This is a genomic window from Ruegeria sp. K11, from assembly GCF_056531905.1.
The window spans coordinates 181,383-202,514 of record NZ_JBQFMP010000005.1 but is presented as its reverse complement, the minus strand read 5'-3'; the positions used below and the strand labels follow the sequence as shown (position 1 = coordinate 202,514).

At 60.1% G+C, this 21,132-nt stretch carries 22 protein-coding genes; 15 read left to right on the top strand and 7 right to left on the bottom strand.

The window, feature by feature from the left end; genetic code table 11:
• Positions 1–2: 2 nt before the first annotated feature.
• The 3 genes from coaBC to ACR0K4_RS09975 form a co-directional block, all read right to left on the bottom strand.
• Positions 3–1,199, bottom strand: a complete 1,197-nt coding sequence (gene coaBC, locus ACR0K4_RS09985) for a bifunctional phosphopantothenoylcysteine decarboxylase/phosphopantothenate--cysteine ligase CoaBC (RefSeq protein WP_480853844.1) — start codon at positions 1,197–1,199, stop codon at positions 3–5.
• Between the two features lie 63 nt (positions 1,200–1,262).
• Positions 1,263–2,084: a ChaN family lipoprotein gene (locus ACR0K4_RS09980; RefSeq protein WP_480853843.1), complete on the bottom strand. Its 822-nt coding sequence runs from the start codon at positions 2,082–2,084 to the stop codon at positions 1,263–1,265.
• Complete coding sequence (locus ACR0K4_RS09975) at positions 2,081–2,959, bottom strand: RNA polymerase factor sigma-32 (RefSeq protein ID WP_480518374.1); 879 nt, start codon at positions 2,957–2,959, stop codon at positions 2,081–2,083. The genes ACR0K4_RS09980 and ACR0K4_RS09975 overlap by 4 nt, the downstream gene beginning before the upstream one ends.
• A 101-nt stretch (positions 2,960–3,060) precedes the next feature.
• Here ACR0K4_RS09975 and cobU point away from each other — a divergent pair, with 101 nt between their 5' ends.
• From cobU to ACR0K4_RS09955, 4 genes are read left to right on the top strand one after another with little or no spacing between them, the layout of a single operon-like run.
• Positions 3,061–3,582: a bifunctional adenosylcobinamide kinase/adenosylcobinamide-phosphate guanylyltransferase gene (gene cobU / locus ACR0K4_RS09970; RefSeq protein ID WP_480853842.1), complete on the top strand. Its 522-nt coding sequence runs from the start codon at positions 3,061–3,063 to the stop codon at positions 3,580–3,582.
• A complete protein-coding gene (locus tag ACR0K4_RS09965) occupies positions 3,579–4,157 on the top strand; it encodes a histidine phosphatase family protein (protein WP_480853841.1) in 579 nt (192 codons plus the stop codon). The genes cobU and ACR0K4_RS09965 overlap by 4 nt, the downstream gene beginning before the upstream one ends.
• A gap of 58 nt (positions 4,158–4,215) precedes the next feature.
• On the top strand, positions 4,216–5,097 hold the full coding sequence (locus ACR0K4_RS09960) for a glutathione S-transferase (protein WP_480853839.1): 882 nt from the start codon (positions 4,216–4,218) through the stop codon (positions 5,095–5,097).
• 47 nt (positions 5,098–5,144) lie between these two features.
• Positions 5,145–6,659, top strand: a complete 1,515-nt coding sequence (locus ACR0K4_RS09955) for a YifB family Mg chelatase-like AAA ATPase (protein WP_480853838.1) — start codon at positions 5,145–5,147, stop codon at positions 6,657–6,659.
• Here the strand turns inward: ACR0K4_RS09955 and gshB are convergent.
• The 3 genes from gshB to rsmI form a co-directional block, all read right to left on the bottom strand.
• Positions 6,656–7,588, bottom strand: coding sequence for a glutathione synthase (gene gshB, locus ACR0K4_RS09950; protein ID WP_480853837.1), 933 nt, complete (start codon positions 7,586–7,588; stop codon positions 6,656–6,658). The genes ACR0K4_RS09955 and gshB overlap by 4 nt on opposite strands.
• 61 nt (positions 7,589–7,649) lie before the next feature.
• Positions 7,650–8,021: a YraN family protein gene (locus ACR0K4_RS09945; RefSeq protein ID WP_480853836.1), complete on the bottom strand. Its 372-nt coding sequence runs from the start codon at positions 8,019–8,021 to the stop codon at positions 7,650–7,652.
• A gap of 1 nt (position 8,022) precedes the next feature.
• Positions 8,023–8,880, bottom strand: coding sequence for a 16S rRNA (cytidine(1402)-2'-O)-methyltransferase (rsmI, locus tag ACR0K4_RS09940; RefSeq protein WP_480853834.1), 858 nt, complete (start codon positions 8,878–8,880; stop codon positions 8,023–8,025).
• Between the two features lie 88 nt (positions 8,881–8,968).
• Here rsmI and ACR0K4_RS09935 point away from each other — a divergent pair, with 88 nt between their 5' ends.
• The 3 genes from ACR0K4_RS09935 to murJ are packed head-to-tail and all read left to right on the top strand — an operon-like array spanning position 8,969 to position 14,458.
• Positions 8,969–10,141: a penicillin-binding protein activator gene (locus tag ACR0K4_RS09935; protein ID WP_480853833.1), complete on the top strand. Its 1,173-nt coding sequence runs from the start codon at positions 8,969–8,971 to the stop codon at positions 10,139–10,141.
• Positions 10,101–12,920 (top strand): [protein-PII] uridylyltransferase, encoded by a 2,820-nt coding sequence (locus ACR0K4_RS09930; RefSeq protein ID WP_480853831.1) that lies wholly within the window; start codon positions 10,101–10,103, stop codon positions 12,918–12,920. The genes ACR0K4_RS09935 and ACR0K4_RS09930 overlap by 41 nt, the downstream gene beginning before the upstream one ends.
• Positions 12,917–14,458, top strand: coding sequence for a murein biosynthesis integral membrane protein MurJ (gene murJ / locus ACR0K4_RS09925; protein ID WP_480853830.1), 1,542 nt, complete (start codon positions 12,917–12,919; stop codon positions 14,456–14,458). The genes ACR0K4_RS09930 and murJ overlap by 4 nt, the downstream gene beginning before the upstream one ends.
• Before the next feature lies 1 nt (position 14,459).
• Here murJ and ACR0K4_RS09920 read toward each other — a convergent pair whose 3' ends face one another.
• Positions 14,460–15,146 carry a rhomboid family intramembrane serine protease gene (locus tag ACR0K4_RS09920; RefSeq protein WP_480518351.1) on the bottom strand — a complete coding sequence of 229 codons (687 nt, stop codon included), beginning with the start codon at positions 15,144–15,146 and terminating at the stop codon, positions 14,460–14,462.
• Between the two features lie 86 nt (positions 15,147–15,232).
• Between ACR0K4_RS09920 and trpS the strand changes: the two genes are divergently transcribed.
• From trpS to ACR0K4_RS09880, 8 genes are all read left to right on the top strand, one after another.
• Positions 15,233–16,261 (top strand): tryptophan--tRNA ligase, encoded by a 1,029-nt coding sequence (gene trpS / locus ACR0K4_RS09915; protein ID WP_480518349.1) that lies wholly within the window; start codon positions 15,233–15,235, stop codon positions 16,259–16,261.
• A 59-nt stretch (positions 16,262–16,320) separates the two neighbouring features.
• On the top strand, positions 16,321–17,184 hold the full coding sequence (locus ACR0K4_RS09910) for a branched-chain amino acid aminotransferase (RefSeq protein WP_480853829.1): 864 nt from the start codon (positions 16,321–16,323) through the stop codon (positions 17,182–17,184).
• A gap of 64 nt (positions 17,185–17,248) precedes the next feature.
• On the top strand, positions 17,249–17,704 hold the full coding sequence (locus ACR0K4_RS09905) for a universal stress protein (protein WP_480518345.1): 456 nt from the start codon (positions 17,249–17,251) through the stop codon (positions 17,702–17,704).
• Between the two features lie 9 nt (positions 17,705–17,713).
• Complete coding sequence (locus ACR0K4_RS09900) at positions 17,714–18,307, top strand: DsbA family protein (protein ID WP_480853828.1); 594 nt, start codon at positions 17,714–17,716, stop codon at positions 18,305–18,307.
• Between the two features lie 70 nt (positions 18,308–18,377).
• The gene (locus ACR0K4_RS09895; RefSeq protein ID WP_480518341.1) at positions 18,378–18,941 is read left to right on the top strand and encodes a NifU family protein; all 564 of its coding nucleotides are present in this window, start codon (positions 18,378–18,380) and stop codon (positions 18,939–18,941) included.
• The gene (tsaB, locus tag ACR0K4_RS09890) at positions 18,931–19,521 is read left to right on the top strand and encodes a tRNA (adenosine(37)-N6)-threonylcarbamoyltransferase complex dimerization subunit type 1 TsaB (RefSeq protein ID WP_480853827.1); all 591 of its coding nucleotides are present in this window, start codon (positions 18,931–18,933) and stop codon (positions 19,519–19,521) included. Before ACR0K4_RS09895 ends, tsaB begins: the two co-directional genes overlap by 11 nt.
• Positions 19,522–19,532: 11 nt before the next feature.
• Entirely contained in the window at positions 19,533–19,931 is a 399-nt protein-coding gene (locus ACR0K4_RS09885; protein ID WP_480853826.1) for a GNAT family N-acetyltransferase, read from the top strand.
• Between the two features lie 155 nt (positions 19,932–20,086).
• The gene (locus tag ACR0K4_RS09880; protein ID WP_480853825.1) at positions 20,087–21,085 is read left to right on the top strand and encodes a BMP family lipoprotein; all 999 of its coding nucleotides are present in this window, start codon (positions 20,087–20,089) and stop codon (positions 21,083–21,085) included.
• Positions 21,086–21,132 lie beyond the last annotated feature (47 nt).

Genomic DNA, 21,132 nt, shown 5'->3' with positions numbered 1-21,132 from the left:
GCCTAACCGGCCAGTGCGTCGGCGATCCGCGTGGCCAGACGCTCCGCTACCGCATCTTTACCCATGCGCGGCCATTCCTCGGCCCCGGTATCCGAGATCAGGATGACGGCATTTTCGGACCCGCCCATGATCCCGGTCGCGGGGCTGACATCGTTGGCGACGATCCAGTCACACCCTTTGCGCGCCCGTTTGGCGGTGGCGTGATCCACCACATTGTCGGTTTCGGCCGCGAAGCCCACTACCAAAGACGGCCGGCCTTCGGACATATGTGCGACCCGTTTCAGAATGTCGGGATTTTCTGCGAATTCCAGCGTGGGCAGGCCGTCCCGGGTTTTCTTCAGCTTCCGGTCCGAGGCGCTGGCCACACGCCAATCCGCAACAGCCGCAGCAAACACTCCGGCATCGACCGGTAAGGCCGCATCTACGGCGTCCGACATCTGTTGCGCGGTTTCCACCGTGATGACCTGCACGCCGTCGGGCGGGGCCACCTCGGCAGGGCCGGTCACAAATACAACTTCGGCCCCAAGCGCGACCAGAGCTCGGGCAACAGCCGCGCCCTGCGCCCCTGATGATCGGTTAGCGATATAGCGCACCGGATCGATGGGTTCGTGGGTTGGACCAGACGTGACGAGAATGCGTTTGCCTGCGAGCGGGCCTGCGGTCAGACCCGCCTCGATCGCGGCAACGATCTCCAAAGGTTCGGACATTCGGCCCGGGCCAAATTCGCCGCAGGCCATGTCGCCTTCGTTCGGTCCCACGAACCGGACACCATCGGATTGAAGCTGTTTCAGGTTGCGCTGCGTCGCAGGGTGATTCCACATCCGTACATTCATCGCAGGCGCACACAGAACCGGAGTATCGGTGGCCATCAACAGGGTCGATGCCAGATCATTGGCCAGCCCTCCCGCCATCTTGCCCATCAGGTCGGCAGTTGCAGGGGCAACAACGACCAGGTCGGCAGAGCGGGACAATTGGATATGGCCCATCTCGGCCTCGTCCGTCAGATCAAAGAGATCGCGATAGGCTTTCTCACCAGCCAGCGCAGATACCGACAAGGGGGTAACGAATTCTTCCGCAGCGCGGGTCAGAACCGGTGTCACCGCAGCGCCGCGTTCGCGCAGACGGCGGATCAGGTCCAGCGACTTATAGGCCGCGATCCCTCCGCCGATGATCAGCAGGATACGTTTCGATGCCAGCATGTTATGCCCTTCCCGTCCCGGTCGGCCCTGACATTAGGCAAGGCTGCCAGACAGTTCCAGCCGTTAATTCTGCGTCTCGAATGCTTTGCAGGGGTCCTCGCGATCGACTGACGGGCTGTCGACCACAGCGTCAAATTCGCCGGATATTGCACCATCTTCGGACTGACCGAGCACAAAAACCTTCAACCCCGGACGCATCCGGGACAGGAATGTGGGTATGCCACGGTCCTTGCGTGCATGACCATTGCCCGTAATGACGGCCACGGGGCCTCCGGTTTCGTCCGTTGCGCGCAGGATGGCGCGGGTCAACACCGCATCCCTGAGACGCTGAATCGCAACCATTTGGGGCAAAGCTTCGGCGGGCAAGGCATCGCAATGCGCCGCCAGTTGATCCGCCTCGCGCGCGGCCTGATCCTCATCCGACAAGGGCACGGTCAGCCCATAGCGCGCCGCATCTGCGCCCAAAGCAGTGGCCGCGCCACGCTCCATCGCGGCACGTGCAGCGGCACGGGGCACCATGGCCCCGTAAACCGGCGCATTCGAGGCCTGAAACACCGGATAATACATACTGAGCGGCGGCCAGCCGGATTCCGCCCAGCGCAGGATTCTGGACAACTCCTCGGGGTTGTTCGCCGCTTTCTGCGCCAGCCGTTGCGCCCCTTCTTCGGTCACCATTTCCCAGACAACCGCCGAGGGTCCGATAGCACCTATCGCCTCGGTCTGTACCTTGTGATGATTGGGGTTGTCATGAATCTCACCCAGAAGAACAACATCTGCCGCGCGCATGTCGTCCAGAACGTCCTGTGGTATCAGATCGCCCGCCCGCACCGCTGACGCCGAGATCGCGACCGCCAAAAGGGCCGCAAGAATCGCAAATTGTCTCATGCGAAGAAGTGTTGCACCTCGCGCGATTGCGCTTCAAGGTTCTTGCGCATCTTCACGAAAGCTGCCGCTTCCAGTTGGCGGACACGCTCTTTCGACAGGCCCAATTCCTTGCCAAGGCTCTCCAACGTCCGCGCCGGTTCACGCAGCTTGCGTTCACGCACGATAAAGCGCTCGCGGTCATTGAGCGCCTGCATCGCGGTCACCAGCCAGTCGCGCAACTGCTCGGTGTCATGCCGGTTTTCAACCGTTTCCGCAGCTTGTTCGCTGTCATCTTCCAGCGCATCAATCCACTCGCGCCCTTCCTCGTCGGCCGATTGCACCGCGTTCAGCGAGAAATCAGAACCCGACAGGCGTCCTTCCATCATCTCGACATCACGCAGGGGCACGCCGATCTCGGTCGCGATCATCTGATGCAACTGATGACGATCCAGCTCCATCCCGTCGGTGGCGGCTTCACGCTCCAGCCGGGCCTGAACACGACGCATGTTAAAGAACAGCGATTTCTGGGACGAAGTCGAGCCGGTGCGCACCATAGACCAGTTCCGCATCACGTAATCCTGGATACTGGCCTTGATCCACCAGACCGCATAGGTCGAAAATCGAACGCCACGATCAGGATCGAACTTGTCGGCGGCCTTCATCAGGCCCAGCCCGGCCTCCTGGATCAGATCGTTCATCGGCGCGCCATAGCGCTTGAATTTGGCCGCCATGGAAATCGCCAGCCGCATGTAAGCCGTGATCAGACGGTGCAACGCCTGCTCGTCCCGCTCATCGCGCCAGGCATAAGCAAGTTTCAATTCGGTCTCGGCGTCCAGCAACTCGGCCTTCATGGCCTTGCGGGACATTGAAAATTCGTTCGCATTGTCCAGTGCCATGAAAACCTCCCCTTTTCACAGGCGACAAGCCGGACTTGCTTTGCCGACCTATGGTCGATACGCAGGGCAAAACCGGATGGATCACTTGAAAGGTAATTAAAGTGCGCCCCATTTTAACCTTTGTCCTGGGCGGCGCAGCATCCGGTAAGTCGCTTTTCGCCGAACAGTTCGTTGTTTCTACGGAAAAAAACCGGGTGTATCTAGCGACATCACAAGTGTTTGATGACGAGATGCGCCAGAAGGTGACCAAGCATATTGCCCAACGAGGCAGCGGCTGGACCACGATCGAGGAACCTTTGAGTTTAGGTCCCGTACTGGCAAAGTTGACCAACGACCAGATCTGCCTGATTGACTGCGCCACCATGTGGCTGACCAACCAGCTTTTGGCCGAGGCCGATCTTGAACGGGCACAGACCGAACTGCTGGCAGCTCTCAGCAACTGCGCAGCCCAGATTGTGCTTGTATCAAATGAGGTTGGCCACGGCATTGTGCCCGACAACGCGCTGGCGCGGCAATTTCGCGAGGCTCAGGGACGCCTAAATATTGCTCTTGCAGCACAGGCGGATCTGGTGGTGCAGGTGACCGCCGGATTGCCCCGGGTTCTGAAGGGGCAACTTCCGTGACGCGTCTGCATCTGGTGCGCCACGGTCCGACCCATGCCAGAACCATGGTCGGCTGGTCCGACATTCCCGCTGACCTGAGCGATACCGCCGCGATTGCCCGATTGTTGAAACATTTACCGACTGACGCGGTCGTCGTGTCTTCGGACCTGTCACGCGCAGCTGATACGGCCACGGCGATTCAGGGGCAGCGCTTGCGCCTGCCCCATCAGCCCGCGCTGCGCGAGATCAACTTTGGCAGCTGGGAACTGCGCGGCTTCCGCGAGATCGAGTCGGAAGACCCCGAGCTGGCTTTTTCCTATTGGGACAATCCCGGCGATGTGCGCCCTCCGGGAGGGGAAAGCTGGAACGACGTAAGAGGCCGCGTCGATGCGGCGATCGATGCGCTGATGGCTGTACATCCGGGTCACGAGCTGATCGTCGTGGCACATTTCGGCGTAATCCTGACCCAGGTTCAACGCGCGTTGAACGCCTCGGCACAAGAGGCATTTGGGCATCGGATCGACAACCTCTCGGTCACCGATATCGCATATCGTGATGGTTGCTGGTCCGTCGGGCGGATCAATCATCTTCCGTGATCGGGAGGCGCACAATTCTCTGATTTACGGTCAGGCCAAGGTCCGACAGGGTATAGCCATGACTTATGATCTGTTTATCGGCGACCGCCTGTTTTCCAGCTGGTCCATGCGCGGCTGGCTGATGCTGGAAAAATTCGGCCTGCCCTATCGCAGCCATATGATCGGCCTGTATTCCGGGACCATGGCCGCAGATATGAAACCCCTGGCCCCGGCCCGCCTGGTCCCTGCCCTGCGCTTGCCCGATGGTACGGTCGTAGGCGAAAGCCTCGCGATGGCGGAAACCCTGGCCGAGCGTCATCCCGATGCCGGTCTTTGGCCCGCAGACCCAGCCGCGCGCGCCACCGCACGTTGGCTGTGCGCCGAGATGGTGGCCGGCTTCGCTGCGCTGCGCGGGGAATGCCCGATGCAGCTGCTGCAGTGCTGGAACGGGTTCCGTCCTTCCGCAGAAACGCAAGCGGATCTGGCGCGGATCGAAACCCTCTGGGCCCATGCGCGCGAGGTATCTGGTGCGGTCTCCGGCCCGCTGTTCGGTGCCTATTCACTGGCTGACGTGTTCTACACTCCGGTCGCTGCCCGGATCGTTGGATACGGCCTACCGGTGTCACGGGATAACATGGGCTATTGCATGGGCCTACTGACCGACACAGCCGTGCGTCAATGGCGCGCCATGGGTCTGACCGTGCGCTATGACCCGTTTCCATATCCCCAAGACCTGCCGTCTACCCGTTGGCCCATTGGCGACCAGCACGCGATTGCGGTCGCCGACGGCTCCTCGATCAACTCAAACTGTCCATATTCCGGCAAGCCGGTCACCGACTTTTTGGAGCTGGACGGTCAGCGGTGGGGCTTCTGCAACCCGTTCTGCCGCGACAAAACGGTCGCAGACCCCGGCGCATGGCCCAAATTTGGCGAAATGGTGAACAGCGTTAACGTTTCCTAAACCGCCGCCATGGCAGCAACGTCCTGTTAACCAAAGACAGGTCTGCCATGGTCGCCCGTTCCCATACTGTTGCCTTTCAGGGGGTCGATGCCCGCCCGGTCGAGGTGCAGTGCGCCGTAACACCTGGTCTGCCTGCTTTTTCGATCGTCGGACTGCCGGACAAGGCGGTGTCCGAGGCGCGGGACCGGGTCCGCAGTGCTCTGAGTGCGATGGCCATCGCTTTGCCTTCGAAACGGATTACGATCAACCTGTCGCCCGCAGACCTGCCCAAGGAAGGCAGCCATTTCGACCTGCCCATCGCGGTCGCCCTGCTCGCTGCGCTGGATATCATTCCCCAGGACGCCGCCGAAGGGGCGTTGTCGTTGGGAGAGCTATCGCTGGACGGATCGTTGGTGCCGGTTGTCGGTGCGCTGCCCGCCGCCATGACCGCCGCAGCCGAGGATCGCACGCTGCTTTGCCCGCGCGCCTCCAGCGCCGAGGCCGCATGGGTTGACGCAACCCAGGTGATCGGGGCTGCTTCACTGGGGGATGTGGTTCGCCATTTCTCGGGCCAATCACCCTTGCCGACGGCGCAACCCGGCGAGGTTAGCTTGCGGGCCAGCGCGCGGGATCTGCGTGATGTAAAAGGGCAGGAACGGGCCAAACGGGCGCTGGAAATCGCAGCCGCCGGGCGACATCACCTGATCATGATCGGCACGCCCGGTTCCGGAAAATCCATGCTTGCCGCGCGATTGCCGGGTATTTTACCACCGCTGACCCCTGCCGAAGCGCTGGAAACCTCGATGATACAGTCGCTATGCGGGTTGCTGGACGAGGGCGGGATCAGCCGCACCCGCCCTTTTCGCGAACCACACCACACCGCCTCAATGGCCGCAATTGTCGGCGGCGGGAAGGGGGCGAAACCGGGAGAAATTTCGCTGGCACATAACGGCGTTCTGTTCATGGACGAATTCCCCGAATTCCCGCGCACCGTTCTGGAGACGTTGCGCCAACCTGTCGAGACCGGCGAGGTTATGGTCGCCCGCGCCAATGCGCATGTGAAATATCCGTGCCGGTTCATGCTGGTCGGCGCAGCCAACCCCTGCAAATGCGGCTACCTGACCGACCCCGCGCGCGCCTGTTCCCGCGCGCCCGTTTGCGGCGAAGACTATTTGGGGCGCATATCCGGGCCCCTGATGGACCGCTTTGATCTGCGTATCGAAGTTCCGCCCGTAGCGTTCACCGATCTTGAATTGCCGCCGTCAGGCGACAGCTCCGAGATCGTCGCTGCCCGTGTGGCACAGGCGCGCAGCATTCAGACGGAACGTTTCCGCGACAGCCCTGCGACGCACCAGAATGCTGACATCCAAGGCCAGCAGCTGGAGGAGGTGGCCAGCCCAGATCGCGAGGGCAAGGACCTGTTGCTCAAGGCCGCCGAACGATTTGGTCTGTCCGCGCGCGCCTTTCATCGCATCCTGCGTGTTGCGCGCACAATTGCCGATCTGGACGGCGCGCAGGATGTGAGCCGCCCGCATGTGGCAGAGGCGCTGAGCTTCAGGATCAGCGCAAGAACTGCGTCTTAAACCTTGGCCTCGATCGCTTGCCAAATTTTCTCGGCAATGTTGATCCCGTCAAACCTTTCCAGTTCCTGAATGCCGGTTGGCGAGGTGACGTTGATTTCGGTCAGGTAATCGCCGATGACATCTATACCCACGAAAATCTGCCCCTTTTCTTTCAGCAAAGGCCCGATCGCCGCGCAAATCTCGAGATCCCGATCCGTCAGGTCTACCTTTTCAGGCCGTCCGCCGACATGCATGTTCGAGCGTGTCTCGCCCTGCGCCGGAACCCTGTTGATCGCCCCCACAACTTCGCCGTCGACCAGAATGACGCGCTTGTCGCCATTGCTGACGTCAGGCAGGAATTTTTGAACAATCAACGGCTCACGCGAGAAACCAGTGAACAGTTCGTGCAGCGAGGTCAGGTTGCGATCATTGACGTCCAGCCGGAAAACTCCGGCGCCGCCATTGCCATACAGAGGCTTGAGGATGATATCGCCGTGCTTTTCCTTAAAGGTTTTGATCGTGCGCAGATCACGCGCGATGGTGGTGGGCGGCGTCAGGTCGGGGAACTCCAGAACCAGCAGTTTCTCGGGGTAATTCCGGACCCAGAATGGATCGTTGACCACCAGTGTCAGGCCTTTCAGACGATCCAGCAAATGGGTCGACGTGATATAGTGCATATCGAATGGCGGGTCTTGCCGCAGCCAGACCACATCAAAATCGCTCAGGTCCGCCTCACGCTCCGGGCCCAGAATGGCCGGCTCGCCGGGAACCCGCTGCACCGTCATGTCCTGACCAATGGCCGTGATCCGCCCTTCCTGATAGGCCAGTTGATCAGGCCCATAGAAAAACAGATCATGCCCTCTGGCCTGTGCTTCCTCGGCCAGCCTGAATGAGCTGTCGGCATTTATGTCCACGGCCCCGATCGGGTCCATCTGAAAGGCGATTTTCATGGCGTGTCCCTCAGTTTCACGCCAGATACATGGCCCAGCGGGGCGAGGGGTTCAATGGGTGTCAGGCCTGACCAAAGGCGTTTTCAATGATTTGAACAACGCCCGAACCATCCACCAAAGCCGCATCAAAGCGCGTATTGGTCAGTTGCCCGCCCGGTTCGCTTTCCAGAAACTGCGAGGCCGATGCGCAGATACGGTTCATCTGACGGCGATTGATCCGTGCGGCGGCCCCTTCGAATGTGCGGCTTTTCTTGACTTCGACAAACACCAGACCGTCTGCATCACGCGCGATCAGGTCGATTTCCCCCGCAGCACCGCGCCAGCGGCGATGTGCGATGACAAATCCGCGCCGTTCATATTCTGCCGCGACACTTTGTTCTGCGGCTTGGCCGGCATGGTATGACGTGGAACTGCGGATAGATCGCGCGCTCATGTTATCCCTTTCCGAGTTTCAGCGCCTTTTGATAGATCGGACGGCGCGGCAGTTTGAACATGTCTGAGACCAGATCCGCCGCATCCCGAACCGAATGAGTTTCCAGAGCACGCCTCAGCGCTTCTTCTACGTCAGATTCGTTAACAGTCTCCGAAAGACCTCGATCCACCAGCAGAACAATTTCCCCTCTCACAGTTTCGCCCTCCAGATCGGTGGCCAGCTCTTTCAACGTGCCACGTCGCACTTCTTCGAATTTCTTCGTCAGTTCCCGACACATGGCTGCCTGGCGCTCCGGACCCAGCATGTCGGCCAGATCAGAAAGGCAGGCGGTAACGCGCTTGGGAGACTCGTAGAAGATCAATGTCCCCGGGACATCGCGCAGCGCTTCGATTCGGGCGCGCCGCGCATTGGTTGCGTTGGGCAGGAAGCCTGCAAAAAAGAACGCATCCGTCGGAAGCCCGGCCAGCGTCAGGGCCATGACCGCCGCCGACGGGCCAGGTGCGCAGGTCACCATGAATCCTGCCTCTGCCGCGTGTCGCCCCAGATCATAGCCGGGATCGGCAATCAGCGGCATTCCGGCTTCGGACGCGTAGGCGACCGACTTTCCCCCGGCCAGCGCATCCAAAAGCTTGCCGCGCGCCGCCGGGCCGCTGTGGTCGTGATAGGCCAGAATGCGGCGACCTTGCAGGGGCACGCCGTGGATCTCCATCAACCTGCGCAGGCTTCTTGTGTCCTCGGCGGCAATCACATCTGCCGAGGCCAATATATCCAATGCTCTGAGCGTAATGTCGCGCGCCGCGCCAATCGGAGTGGCGACAAAATACAGGCCAGCGCCCAATCTGGTTTTTTGGAAATTCAAAGCTGGACCCTCACAGCGTGACGTTTATTATCGCGGCATAACAGATTGGCGGCATCTAAAGCCGCCGGGACAGGGAGTTTTCATTTAGATGTTTACCGTTTGCAAGTCCGTTCGCAAGTTCGCTAATTCCGCTGCTGTCCTTGCCGCCGCAGCATTTCTTGCTGCCTGCGAGCCCGGTGGCCTGGGCGGAGGCCCGTCGATCGACACATCCGACCCGGTTCCGGTGGCATTGCTGATCCCAAGCGGTTCGCCACAATCCGGCGATGCAACACTGGCCCGCAGTCTGGAAAATGCCGCCCGTCTTGCCATGGCCGACCTGCAGAATGTAAAGATCGACCTGCGGGTCTATGACACTGCGGGCAATGCGGGCACCGCGTCTACCGTGGCCCAACAGGCTGTTGCCGACGGTGCCAAGATCATTCTTGGCCCGGTTTATGCACAAGCCGCCAATTCCGCCGGACTGGCTGTGTTGAACAACAACGTCAATGTTCTGTCCTTCTCGAACAACACCAGCATCGCGGGCGGCAATGTGTTTGTTCTTGGCCCCACCTTTGACAATACGGCCAACCGCCTTGTCAAATTTGCGGGTACGCAGGGCAAAACCGGGATGGTCATCGTTCACAGCAACGATCCGGCGGGGCAGCTTGGGCAAACGGCAATCGCAACCGCGCTGAGCTCTGGCCGCGTCGCCAATTCGGGAACCGTGGGATATGAGCGTTCGCAGCAGGGCGTGATCAACTCGGTTCCCACGATCAAGGCAACCGTGGATTCCACGGCCGCTGACAGCATCTTTCTGACAGCAACGACTGCAGGCGCGTTACCGCTGTTCTCGCAGTTGTTGCCCGAGGCTGGTGTCTCGCCCGCAACAACACAGTATATCGGCCTGACCCGCTGGGACATTCCGGCACAAACACTGGAGCTGCCCGGAGTTCAGGGCGGATGGTTCGCCCTGCCGGATCCGGCCAAGGCCCAAGCCTATCGTCAGCGGTATAACAACACATACGGCGAGGCTCCGCATCCGATCAGTGGGCTGGCCTATGACGGCATCGCTGCAATCGGTGCTCTGGTCAGCCAGGGCAAGTCAAACGCGCTGACCGCTGCAGCCCTGACGCAAAATGCCGGGTTCCAGGGTGTCGGCGGGATATTCCGTCTGCGCTCGGACGGCACCAATGAACGCGGTCTGGCCGTGGCCACGATCCAGAATAAACAGGTAGTAGTGATTGACCCTGCCCCACAAAGCTTCTCTGGCGCCGGTTTCTGATCGACCGGCGTTGACGCTCACCCCCAAGGGTGCGTTGATTTGCCCGGCCGAAGATATATTCGACAGCGCCACCGTCATGGAGCAGCTGTCGGAGGCCTTTGAAAACACATCCGACAACACCGCACGGCGCAGTGAAACCGTGCGTATCCTGCGCAATGCGCAAAAGGCGGGGCGTCAGTCAATCGCGGATGCCTTTGCGCAGCGCCCCTTCGACGCACGTCCGCTGACCCATTCCTATACTTACCTGACCGATGGGCTGGTCTGTACGGCGATGCATGTGGCGAGCAAGGTCCTGCATCCTCTGGCCACGCCCACGCAGGGTGAAAGGATCGCTGTTATCGCGGTCGGCGGCTATGGGCGTGGCGAGATGGCCCCTTCATCCGACGTCGATCTGCTGTTTCTGACCCCTTACAAAATCACCGCCTGGGCCGAGAGCGTGATCGAATCCATGCTCTATATCCTATGGGATTTGCGGCTGAAGGTTGGTCATTCCTCGCGCACCATCAAAGACTGCCTGCGCCTTGGAGCGGACGATTTCACCATTCGAACCGCGATGCTGGAACAGCGCTATCTTGCCGGTGAAGCCGCGTTGGGGGACGAGCTGAAAAAGCGTTTGCGGGACGAGTTGTTCAAGGGTAGCGAGCGCCAGTTCATCGAGGCCAAGCTGCAGGAACGCGATGACCGCCATATCAAGCAGGGTCAGCGCTATATGGTCGAGCCCAACGTCAAGGAGGGCAAGGGCGGGCTGCGTGATCTGCAATCACTGTACTGGATCGCCAAGTATATCTATGACGTTCAGGATGTGGCGGATCTTGTGCCATTGGGACTGATCACGGCGGACGAATTCCAGACCTTTGCGCAGGCCGAAGAATTCCTGTGGGCCGTGCGCTCGCATTTGCATCTGGTCACAGGCCGGGCGACCGAGCAGCTGACCTTTGATCTGCAGGTCGAGGTGGCCGAACGCATGGGTTATGAAGACCGCGCCGGACGCCGCGCCGTCGAAGTCTTTATGCAGCGGTATTTCCGCGAAGCGACCCGCGTGGGCGAGCTGACCCGCATCTTTCTGACCAAGCTGGAAGCCACGCATATGAAAGGCGCACCTTTGCTGGAGCGCATCTTTCGTCGCCGCCCCCGTGTCAAAGCCGGGTACAAGGTGGTTCATGGCCGTCTCGACATTGCCGACGCCGACAAATTCCTGTCTGACAAGCTAAACATGTTGCGGCTGTTCGAAGAGGGTCTGCGCACCGGAATGCTGATTCACCCGGACGCCATGCGGCTGGTCAGCGCGCATCTGGACCTGATCGACGAAGACATGCGCGAGAACAAGGAAGCGCAACGCATCTTTCTTGATCTGCTGCTGAAACATGGAAATCCCGAACGCGCCCTGCGGCGCATGAACGAGCTTGGCGTCCTGTCAGCCTTCCTGCCCGAGTTCGAGCACATCGTGGCCATGATGCAGTTCAACATGTATCACAGCTATACGGTGGACGAGCATACAATCCAGTGCATCGTCAATCTGGCCCAGATTGAACGCGGAGAATTGGTGGAATCGCTGCCTCTCGCCTCGTCGATCCTGAAAGGCGGCGTCAATCGCAAAGTTCTGTATGTGGCGTTGCTGATCCACGACATTGCCAAGGGACGGCCCGAGGATCACTCGATCCTTGGCGCTCAGATCGCCCGCAAGATCGCGCCACGGCTGGGGTTGAACAAGAAGGATGCCGAAACGGTCGAGTGGCTGGTGCGCTATCACCTGCTGATGTCGGACATGGCGCAGAAACGCGATATCTCGGACCCGCGTACGGTGCGTGACTTTGCCAAGGCGGTGAAGACGGTCAAGCGGCTGGATCTGCTGACGGTACTGACCGTGTGTGACATTCGCGGCGTGGGGCCCGACACCTGGAACAACTGGAAGGCCACGTTGCTGCGCGCCCTGCACGCCGAAACCAAGCGGGCGCTGGAGACAGGGATGGAAGACCTCAACCGTGCCAACCGGGGGGCCGGAGCCAAAAAAGCCCTGCGCGCCGAACTGGCGGAATGGTCCAAAGCCGACCTGAAAACTGAAACAGGCCGTCACTACGATCCGTATTGGCAGGGCCTAAACCTGTCGACCCATGTCGAATTCGCCGAGATGCTGAAGGCGCTGGACACCAGCGGTGATCATGGCGCGATGGAAATCCGTCTGCACCCCGATGAAGATCGCGACGCCACCCGCGCCTGTTTTGCCATGGCAGACCATCCGGGGATTTTCGCGCGGATTGCAGGGGCTTTGGCGTTGGTCGGGGCCAACGTTGTGGATGCGCGCAGTTACACAACCAAGGACGGGTACGTGACCGATGCGTTCTGGATTCAGGACGCCGAAGGGCACCCGTTCGAATCCAGCCGCTTGCCACGGCTGACCCAGATGATCCACAAGACATTGAAAGGCGAAGTCGTCGCCCGCGACGCTTTGAAATCGCGCGACAAGATCAAGAAACGCGAACGCGCCTTCAACGTGCCAACCCATATCATTTTCGATAATGACGGGTCCGAGATATACACGATCATCGAGGTCGATACCCGCGACCGACCCGGCCTGCTTTACGATCTGGCCCGCACGATGGCGGCGGCAAATGTCTATATCGCCAATGCGGTGATCGCCACCTACGGAGAACAGGTTGTCGACACCTTCTATGTCAAGGACATGTTCGGGCTGAAATACCACTCGGACAGCAAACAACGCACGCTCGAGGCCAAGTTGAGAAAAGCCATCACGGAAGGCGCCCAGCGCGCAGCCTCATGAAGCAGATCCGGCTGTTCTCGGGCCTTTTCACCGTCGGGTTCTGGACCCTGGCCAGTCGTATTCTGGGGTTCCTGCGCGAGATACTGCTGACCGCTTATATCGGACCGGGGCCTGTCATGGACGCGTTTGTCGCCGCCTTCCGTCTGCCCAACATGTTCCGCCGCTTCTTTGCCGAAGGTGCCTTCAACGCAGCCTTTGTACCGATGTTCTCAAAACGGCTGGAGGGCGATGAGAACGCCCAGGGCTTTGCTCAGGATGCGTTCAACCTTCTGGCCGTGGCCGTGCTGGCTCTGGTCGGGTTGGCAATGGTGTTCATGCCCGCGCTGGTCTGGATCACGGCCGAGGGATTCTATGGCGATGCGCGCTTTGATCTGGCCGTCGATTATGGCTATGTCGTCTTTCCCTACATCCTGTTCATGTCGCTGGCGGCCCTGTTTTCCGGTGTACTGAACGCAACAGGGCGGTTCGCCGCTGCCGCCGCTGCACCGGTTTTGCTGAACATTTTTGCCTGCACCGCTCTGATTGCCGGGGCGCTTTCGGGTGGTGAGGTGATCCGCTGGCTGATCGCCGTTATCCCACTGGCAGGGATTGCGCAATTGGCTCTTGTCTGGATCGCGACCGAGCGGGCAGGCATCCATATTCGTCCGGGCCTGCCCAGGCTCAGCCCCGAGATGCGGCATATGGTGCGCGTCGCAGTGCCTGCAGGGCTGGCCATGGGAGTGACGCAGGTCAATCTGGTCGTTGGGCAACTGGTGGCGTCGAAAACCGAAAACGCTGTCAGCTGGCTGTTCGCAGCTGATCGGTTGTATCAACTGCCTCTGGGTGTGGTTGGCATCGCGGTTGGCATCGTCCTGCTGCCTGACTTGTCGCGCCGTTTGCGCGCCGACGACAAAGATGGTGCCCGCAATGCATTTTCCCGGGCAGGTGAATTTACGCTGCTGCTGACCATCCCCTCGACCGTTGCTTTTGTGATCATCCCGACCCCACTGGTGTCGGTCCTGTTCGAGCGTGGCCAGTTCAGCGCAGAAGACACGGCGGCCACGGCCCTTGCCGTGGCGATCTATGGTATGGGTCTGCCCGCGTTCATGCTTCAGAAATTGCTGCAACCGCTGTTTTTCGCCCGTGAAAATACACGCTCGCCCTTTCACTATGCGGTTGTCGCAATGGTCGTGAACGCCGGGCTTGCATTTGGACTGTTCCCGATTGTCGGGTGGATTGCGCCCGCAATCGCGGCCTCGGTGGCAGGCTGGGCCATGGTCGGGCTGTTGATCCTGGGCGGGCGCCGCATGGGCGAAGAGGCCCGGTTCGACGACAGGTTCAAGCGCCGGGCCTGGCGCATCGTGGTGGCCTCAGCGGGAATGGGGATTGTTCTTTACGCGGCATTGCACTTGTTCGGCTGGACGTTCCAGGTGCCCGGCTGGCGCTATCTTGCGCTGCTGTTCCTGATTGTCGGTGCAGCGATCACCTATTTCGGGCTGGGGCACCTGCTGCGCGCCTTCGAAGTGTCAGAGTTCAAGAAGGCCCTGCGCAGGTCATAAATCAGTCGCGGCGTATGCGTCCGACGATCCGCGCCCACCCGCCCGGAGCCATCAAGAAGGACAACGCAAAGCCCGTGGCAAAGCCGCCCAGATCGGCAACCCAGTCCTTGGTGCCGCCAAACAGCAGGCCGAATACAAGCTGGATACCCATCAGAACAGCAATCAGGCTGAACGCGCGCGACTGGTTTTCGCCCACCAGTGACAGCTTGCGCCACAATATCCAAGTGAACGCGCCGATCAGGCCATAGACCGGAGGGAACCCCCCCACCAGCGGATAGCGCGGATCAAGCAACAGGGCATAAACCAGCGCGCCACCGATGCCGGACAAGACAAAAACCACCAACATCTGAAGGCTGCCGAACACTTCGGCCACCAACTTGCCCATGGCCAGAACAAATACACAGACAAAAATGGCCTGCGTGAAGTTGGCCGACACGAACGGATATGTCACAAAGCGGATCAGATGTTCAAACGGCCAGCGCCCGTTTTCTATCATCCAATCAAAGATATCGGGTGAAAACGCATAGTGCTGTAACGCATCCAACCGCCATCCGACCGCCGCAGGCCCGCCCACCAGACCGCGCGCGCCAAAGGTAAAGGCCAGTTCGATGCCCATGATGAACAAAACCAACGCCACCACAACAGGCGGCAAGGGGTTCACGGCGGGGGTATAATGCTCGCTGCTCATTGGGCTGGCCTTTCGCGGCTGTTGACGTCCCTTGGCCTCATGGGTAAGCGACGGGGGCTGATTTTTCCAGACGGGAGTTCCCTTCGATGACCGAAACCCAGTTCACACCGCGCGTGTTCTCCGGCGCGCAGCCATCCGGCAATCTGCACCTTGGCAACTATCTGGGTGCTCTGCGGAACTGGGTGCGGATGCAGGGCTCGGATTACGAGACGATCTATTGCATGGTCGATCTGCACGCGATCACCGTCTGGCAGGACCCAAAAGAATTGCAACATGCCACGCGTGAACTGTGCGCAGGCTATATCGCGTCGGGGCTCGATCCCGAAAAGTCGATCCTGTTCAACCAAAGCCAGGTGCCGGAACACGCGCAACTGGCCTGGGTCTTCAATTGCGTCGCGCGTCTGGGCTGGATGCAACGGATGACACAGTTCAAGGACAAGGCTGGAAAGAACGCGCAAAACGCATCGTTGGGTTTGTTTGCTTATCCGGCCCTGATGGCCGCCGATATCCTGGTTTATCACGCGACCCACGTCCCAGTGGGCGATGACCAGAAACAGCATCTGGAACTGACGCGCGACATTGCGACCAAGTTCAACCATGATTTCGGCGTTGATTTCTTTCCGTTGACCGAGCCGGTGATCAAGGGTGCCGCGACCCGTGTCATGAGCCTGCGCGACGGGGCCAAGAAGATGTCCAAATCGGACCCGTCGGACATGAGCCGCATCAACATGACCGATGATGCGGACACGATTGCCAAGAAGATTCGAAAGGCCAAAACGGATCCGGATGCGCTGCCATCCGAGGTTGATGGGCTTGAGGACCGCCCCGAGGCGCGCAACCTCGTTTCGATTTACGCGGCCCTCAGTGACCAGACCGTGGAAGACGTTCTTGCAGAGGTTGGTGGAAAGCAGTTTGGAGAGTTCAAGCCCATGCTTGCGGACCTTGCCGTGTCCAAGCTGGCCCCAATCTCGTCCGAGATGTCGCGTTTGATGGGCGATCAAAGCGAAATCGACCGTATCCTTGCTCGTGGTGCCGAAAGGGCACGGGCGATTGCGGCCCCGATCCTGCAACAGACCTACGATATTGTGGGCATGGTTGGCGCGAAACAGGTCTGATTGCTCTGGACGTTACCGCATCGCCTTCCTAGGTTTGCCGCAAAGCTTGGGAGGGCGCTATGGCAGTCGGCAAGAACATCCGAACCTATTTCGAAGGTCAATGGCATGACGGAGACGCCCCGATCATGCGGGCTGCGGATCATGGCGCATGGCTGGGCTCGTCGGTCTTCGATGGTGCACGGTATTTCAACGGTCTCGCCCCCGACCTCGACGCGCATTGCGCGCGCGTAAACCGCTCGGCCGAGGCGCTGATGCTGGATCCCACGGTCACAACCAGACAAATGGTCGAAATCATCCGCGAGGGATTGCAAGCTTACGCCCCGGATGCAGCCGTCTATATTCGTCCGATGTACTGGGGCATTGACGGCGATGCGACAGCCATTATCCCCAAAGAGAACAGCACCGGTTTCGCGATTTGCCTCGAAGAAATCCCAATGGCCCCCGAAACAGCCTCGGCCACACTGGGATTAACGCGATTCCGTCGCCCGGTATTGGAATCGGCGGTGGTCAATGCCAAGGCTGGGTGTCTGTACCCCAACAATGCACGGATGTTGCGCGAGGTTCGTTCGAACGGGTTCTCGAACGCGCTGGTGGCTGACGCGCTGGGTCATGTGGCCGAAACAGCCACCGCCAATATTTTCATGGTCCGCGATGGAGAGGTTTTTACCCCAACCCCGAACGGAACATTTCTGGCGGGAATCACCCGCGCGCGCCACATCAAGAATCTGCGCGCCGATGGTGTGACCGTGCATGAAAGCATTCTCAGTTTTGAAGACTTTCACAAAGCCGACGAAGTGTTCATGACCGGCAACATGAGCAAGATCACACCAGTCACCGCGTTCGAGGATACTCAGTACCAGATCGGCCCGATTGCCCGCCGTGCACGGGCGCTGTATTGGGACTGGGCCGCCAGCAACCCTTGAATCTCAGACAGTTGCCAGCGCGCATCAGCTCAGGCATGATCGCCGGAAAGACACGAGGACTCCCATGCGCAAATTCCTGGTCGTTCTGGATGACAGCCGCGAATGCCTGAACGCGATGCGTTTTGCAGCGATGCGGGCGGCCCATACCGGGGGCGGCGTCACGATTCTTTCGGTCATTCCGCCGGATGAGTTCAACCACTGGATCGGTGTGGCCGAGGTCATGCGCGAAGAGGCCCGCGAGCGTATTCACGCCCATTACGAGGTTTTTGCGAAATGGATGCGCGATAAGCAAGGGGTCGAGCCCGAGCTGGCCATTCGTGAGGGCGACCCGGTCACCCAGATCATCGAACATGTGCAATCGGACGCGGAAATCGGTGTGCTGGTTCTGGGGGCGGGCACGGACAAGAAAGGCCCGGGCCCGCTGGTGACTCAACTGACGAAGAACTCGGGCAGCCTGCCGATTCCGATTACCATTGTTCCCGGCGATCTGAGCAAGGAAAAACTCGAAGCCATTACCTGAGGCCACACCATGGGTGCCAAGCTGCAATTCTGGTTCGATTTTGCCTCGACCTATTCCTACCTGAGCGCGATGCGCATCGAACAGGACGCCGAAGCGCAGGGCGTGTCGGTCGAATGGTGCCCCTTCCTGCTGGGCCCAATCTTTGCCGAACAGGGCTGGAACAACTCGCCCTTCAACCTCTACCCGGCCAAAGGGCAATATATGTGGCGGGACATGGAGCGTATCTGCGCGGCGCGGAACCTGCCGTTTCAGCGCCCCACTCAGTTCCCGCAGAACAGTTTGAACGCCGCGCGTCTTGCGCTGGCCATCGAGGCTGAAGATCAACGCGCGATGTTCACCCGCGCCGTGTTTGCGGCCCAGTTCGCATCCGGCCAGGACATTTCCGAGAGCCAGGTGCTGATCGGGTGCCTTGGTGCCGCAGGCATACCCAAAGAGCAGGTCCAGCGCACCACAGATCCGGACATCAAAGCAAGTTTGTTCGCGCAGGTAACCCGAGCCAAAGACCTGAACATTTTTGGCGCACCCAGCTTAGTCGCAGGTGACGAGTTGTTTTGGGGCGACGACCGGCTGGATGAGGCGATTTCTCACGCCGCATCAATTTAGAATGGTTCCAAATCTTGACTTCCCCGGCCCGGGCGCGCATATCAGATGCACCCCAAAACGGAGCCGCGCCATGTTTATCCAGACAGAATCCACCCCAAACCCGGCCACATTGAAATTCCTGCCCGGCCAGACGGTTCTGGATGCCGGTACGGCGGATTTCCCAACCGCAGATGCTGCGGAAAAGTCTCCTTTGGCCAAGCGTATCTTTGACGTGGCGGGCGTGACCGGCGTATTTTTCGGCAACGACTTTGTCACCGTGACCAAGGCGGAAGAGGTCCAGTGGGATCACATCAAACCCGCAATTCTAGGCGCGGTGATGGAGCACTATCAATCCGGCCAACCGGTCATGGGCGCAGATGCGCAGGCGGCGTCAGGACATGCCGAGCATACCGGCGAGGATGCCGAAGTTGTCAACCAGATCAAAGACCTGCTGGATAGCCGCGTGCGCCCGGCGGTAGCGCAGGATGGTGGCGACATTACCTTCCACGGGTTTGACCGGGGCGTTGTCTACCTGCACATGCAAGGGGCCTGCGCAGGGTGCCCATCCTCGACGCTGACCCTGAAAATGGGCATTGAAAATCTGCTGCGTCACTACATCCCCGAAGTGACCGAGGTTCGCCCTGTTGCGGTCTGAACCCACCATTCTGGCATTTGACACATCGGCCGCGCATTGCGCGGCCGCTTTGTTGCGGGGTGGCGACATCCTCGACGCACAGGCCGAGGCAATGACGCGCGGTCAGGCGGAGCGGCTGATGCCCTTTCTGACCGAACTTCTGGCCGACCACGACACCCGTTGGAGCGATCTGGATGCAATTGGCGTCGGAACCGGGCCGGGGAATTTCACTGGTATCCGAATCTCGGTCTCGGCCGCACGGGGGCTGGCGCTGGGGCTGACGGCTCCGGCGATCGGCGTTTCCGGTTTTGATGCGCTTACCATGCTTGCACCGCCCAACCATATTCCGGCGGTCCCTGCGCCGCGCGATCAGGTTTTCGTGCAGGTCGCCGACGCACCGCCGCAACTTCTTCCAAGGGACGCGGCCGAAAAGCTCGGCACATTGTTTTTCTGCACCCAACCCAAAGACCTGGCATGTGCGATTGCCACCGTGACCGCGCGGCGGTTGAGTGGCGTCAAAAGCCCTCCGGCCCCGCTTTATGTTCGTCCGGCAGATGCGGCGCCCTCGCGCGATGTACCGCCCCGGTTGCTGGACGGATGACACCAAGGGACATGGCAGCCACTCATGCCGCAGCCTTCACGCAGGCGCGGCCATGGTCAGCGGACGAGTTTGCCGATCTGCTCAGCAACCGCTTCACCCACTTCATCGGAACCCCGCAGTGCTTTGCCCTGTTTCAGGTGATCGCCGACGAGGCGGAGCTGTTGACGCTGGCGACTCACCCCACCTTCCAGCGACAGGGGCTAGCACGGTCGTGCATGGTTGCATGGCAGCAACAGGCGCTACAATTAGGCGCACATCGCGCGTTTCTGGACGTGGCATCCGATAACGATCCGGCTCGTCACCTGTATCTGAGCTGCGGGTATCAACCATGCGGTGAACGCAGGGGCTATTATCGACGCAAAGGTAGCGAATCTGCGGATGCAATCGTTATGGAACGCGCGTTACCCTGACAGCAGATGCGCTTTGTCGACCAATTGGTCAAAAATCAGTTGACCATGAGTGTTGCAAACGTCCTTAATTCCCGCCATCACAACAGATATGCTCGCTCTGAGTGGGTGGCGGGGCGCTTTGACCCCGGACCAATAATAGCCAACGGGAGTAACACATGACCCTTATGAAATCCTTGATGGGTGCCACAGCTGCGGTTGCGCTGACAGCTGGTGCCGCATTGGCCGAACCGGCCCTGATCTTCGATCTGGGCGGCAAGTTCGACAAGTCCTTTAACGAAGCCGCACACACCGGCGCATCTCGCTGGGCCGAGGAAACCGGCGGCACCTACCGCGAGATCGAAATGCAGTCCGAAGCCCAGCGCGAGCAGGCTTTGCGCCGCTTTGCCGAAGCGGGATCGAATCCGATCATCACCATGGGATTTGGCATGGCCGATCCGCTCAGCGCTGTGGCATCCGACTATCCCGACACGACTTTTGTTGTGGTCGATGTGACATGGCTGGATGCGCCGAATGTCCGTCAGGTGGGCTTTGCCGAGCATGAGGGATCGTATCTGGTTGGTATGATGGCCGCGATGGCCTCCAAATCGGGCACCGTTGGGTTCATCGGCGGCATGGATGTTCCGCTGATCCGTCACTTTGGCTGCGGCTATGCGCAAGGTGCCAAGGCGGTGAACCCGGATATCAAAGTGGTTGCCAACATGACCGGCACCACCCCCGCAGCCTGGAATGACCCGGTGAAGGGCTCGGAACTGACCAAGGCGCAGGTCAGCCAGGGTGCTGACGTGGTCTATGCCGCGGCAGGCGGTACCGGTATCGGTGTTCTGCAAACTGCCGCTGACGAAGGCATCCTGTCCATCGGCGTCGACAAAAACCAGAACCACCTTCATCCGGGACAAGTACTCACCTCGATGCTGAAACGAGTGGATGTGGCCGTATATGAAGCGATGAAGGCTGGTGAAAACGTCGAAACCGGGGTGTTCACGATGGGTCTGGCTGAAGACGGGGTCGGATACTCGCTTGATGAACATAACGCGGCCTTGGTCTCAGACGAAATGAAGGCGTCGGTCGACAAGGCCCGTCAGGACATCATCGACGGGAATCTGAACGTCGTCAGCTACTATGAGAACGACAGCTGCCCGGCGCTGCAGTTCTGATATCACGCGGGGCGGGGGCATGACCTTCGCCCCGTCTCCACTCTGCC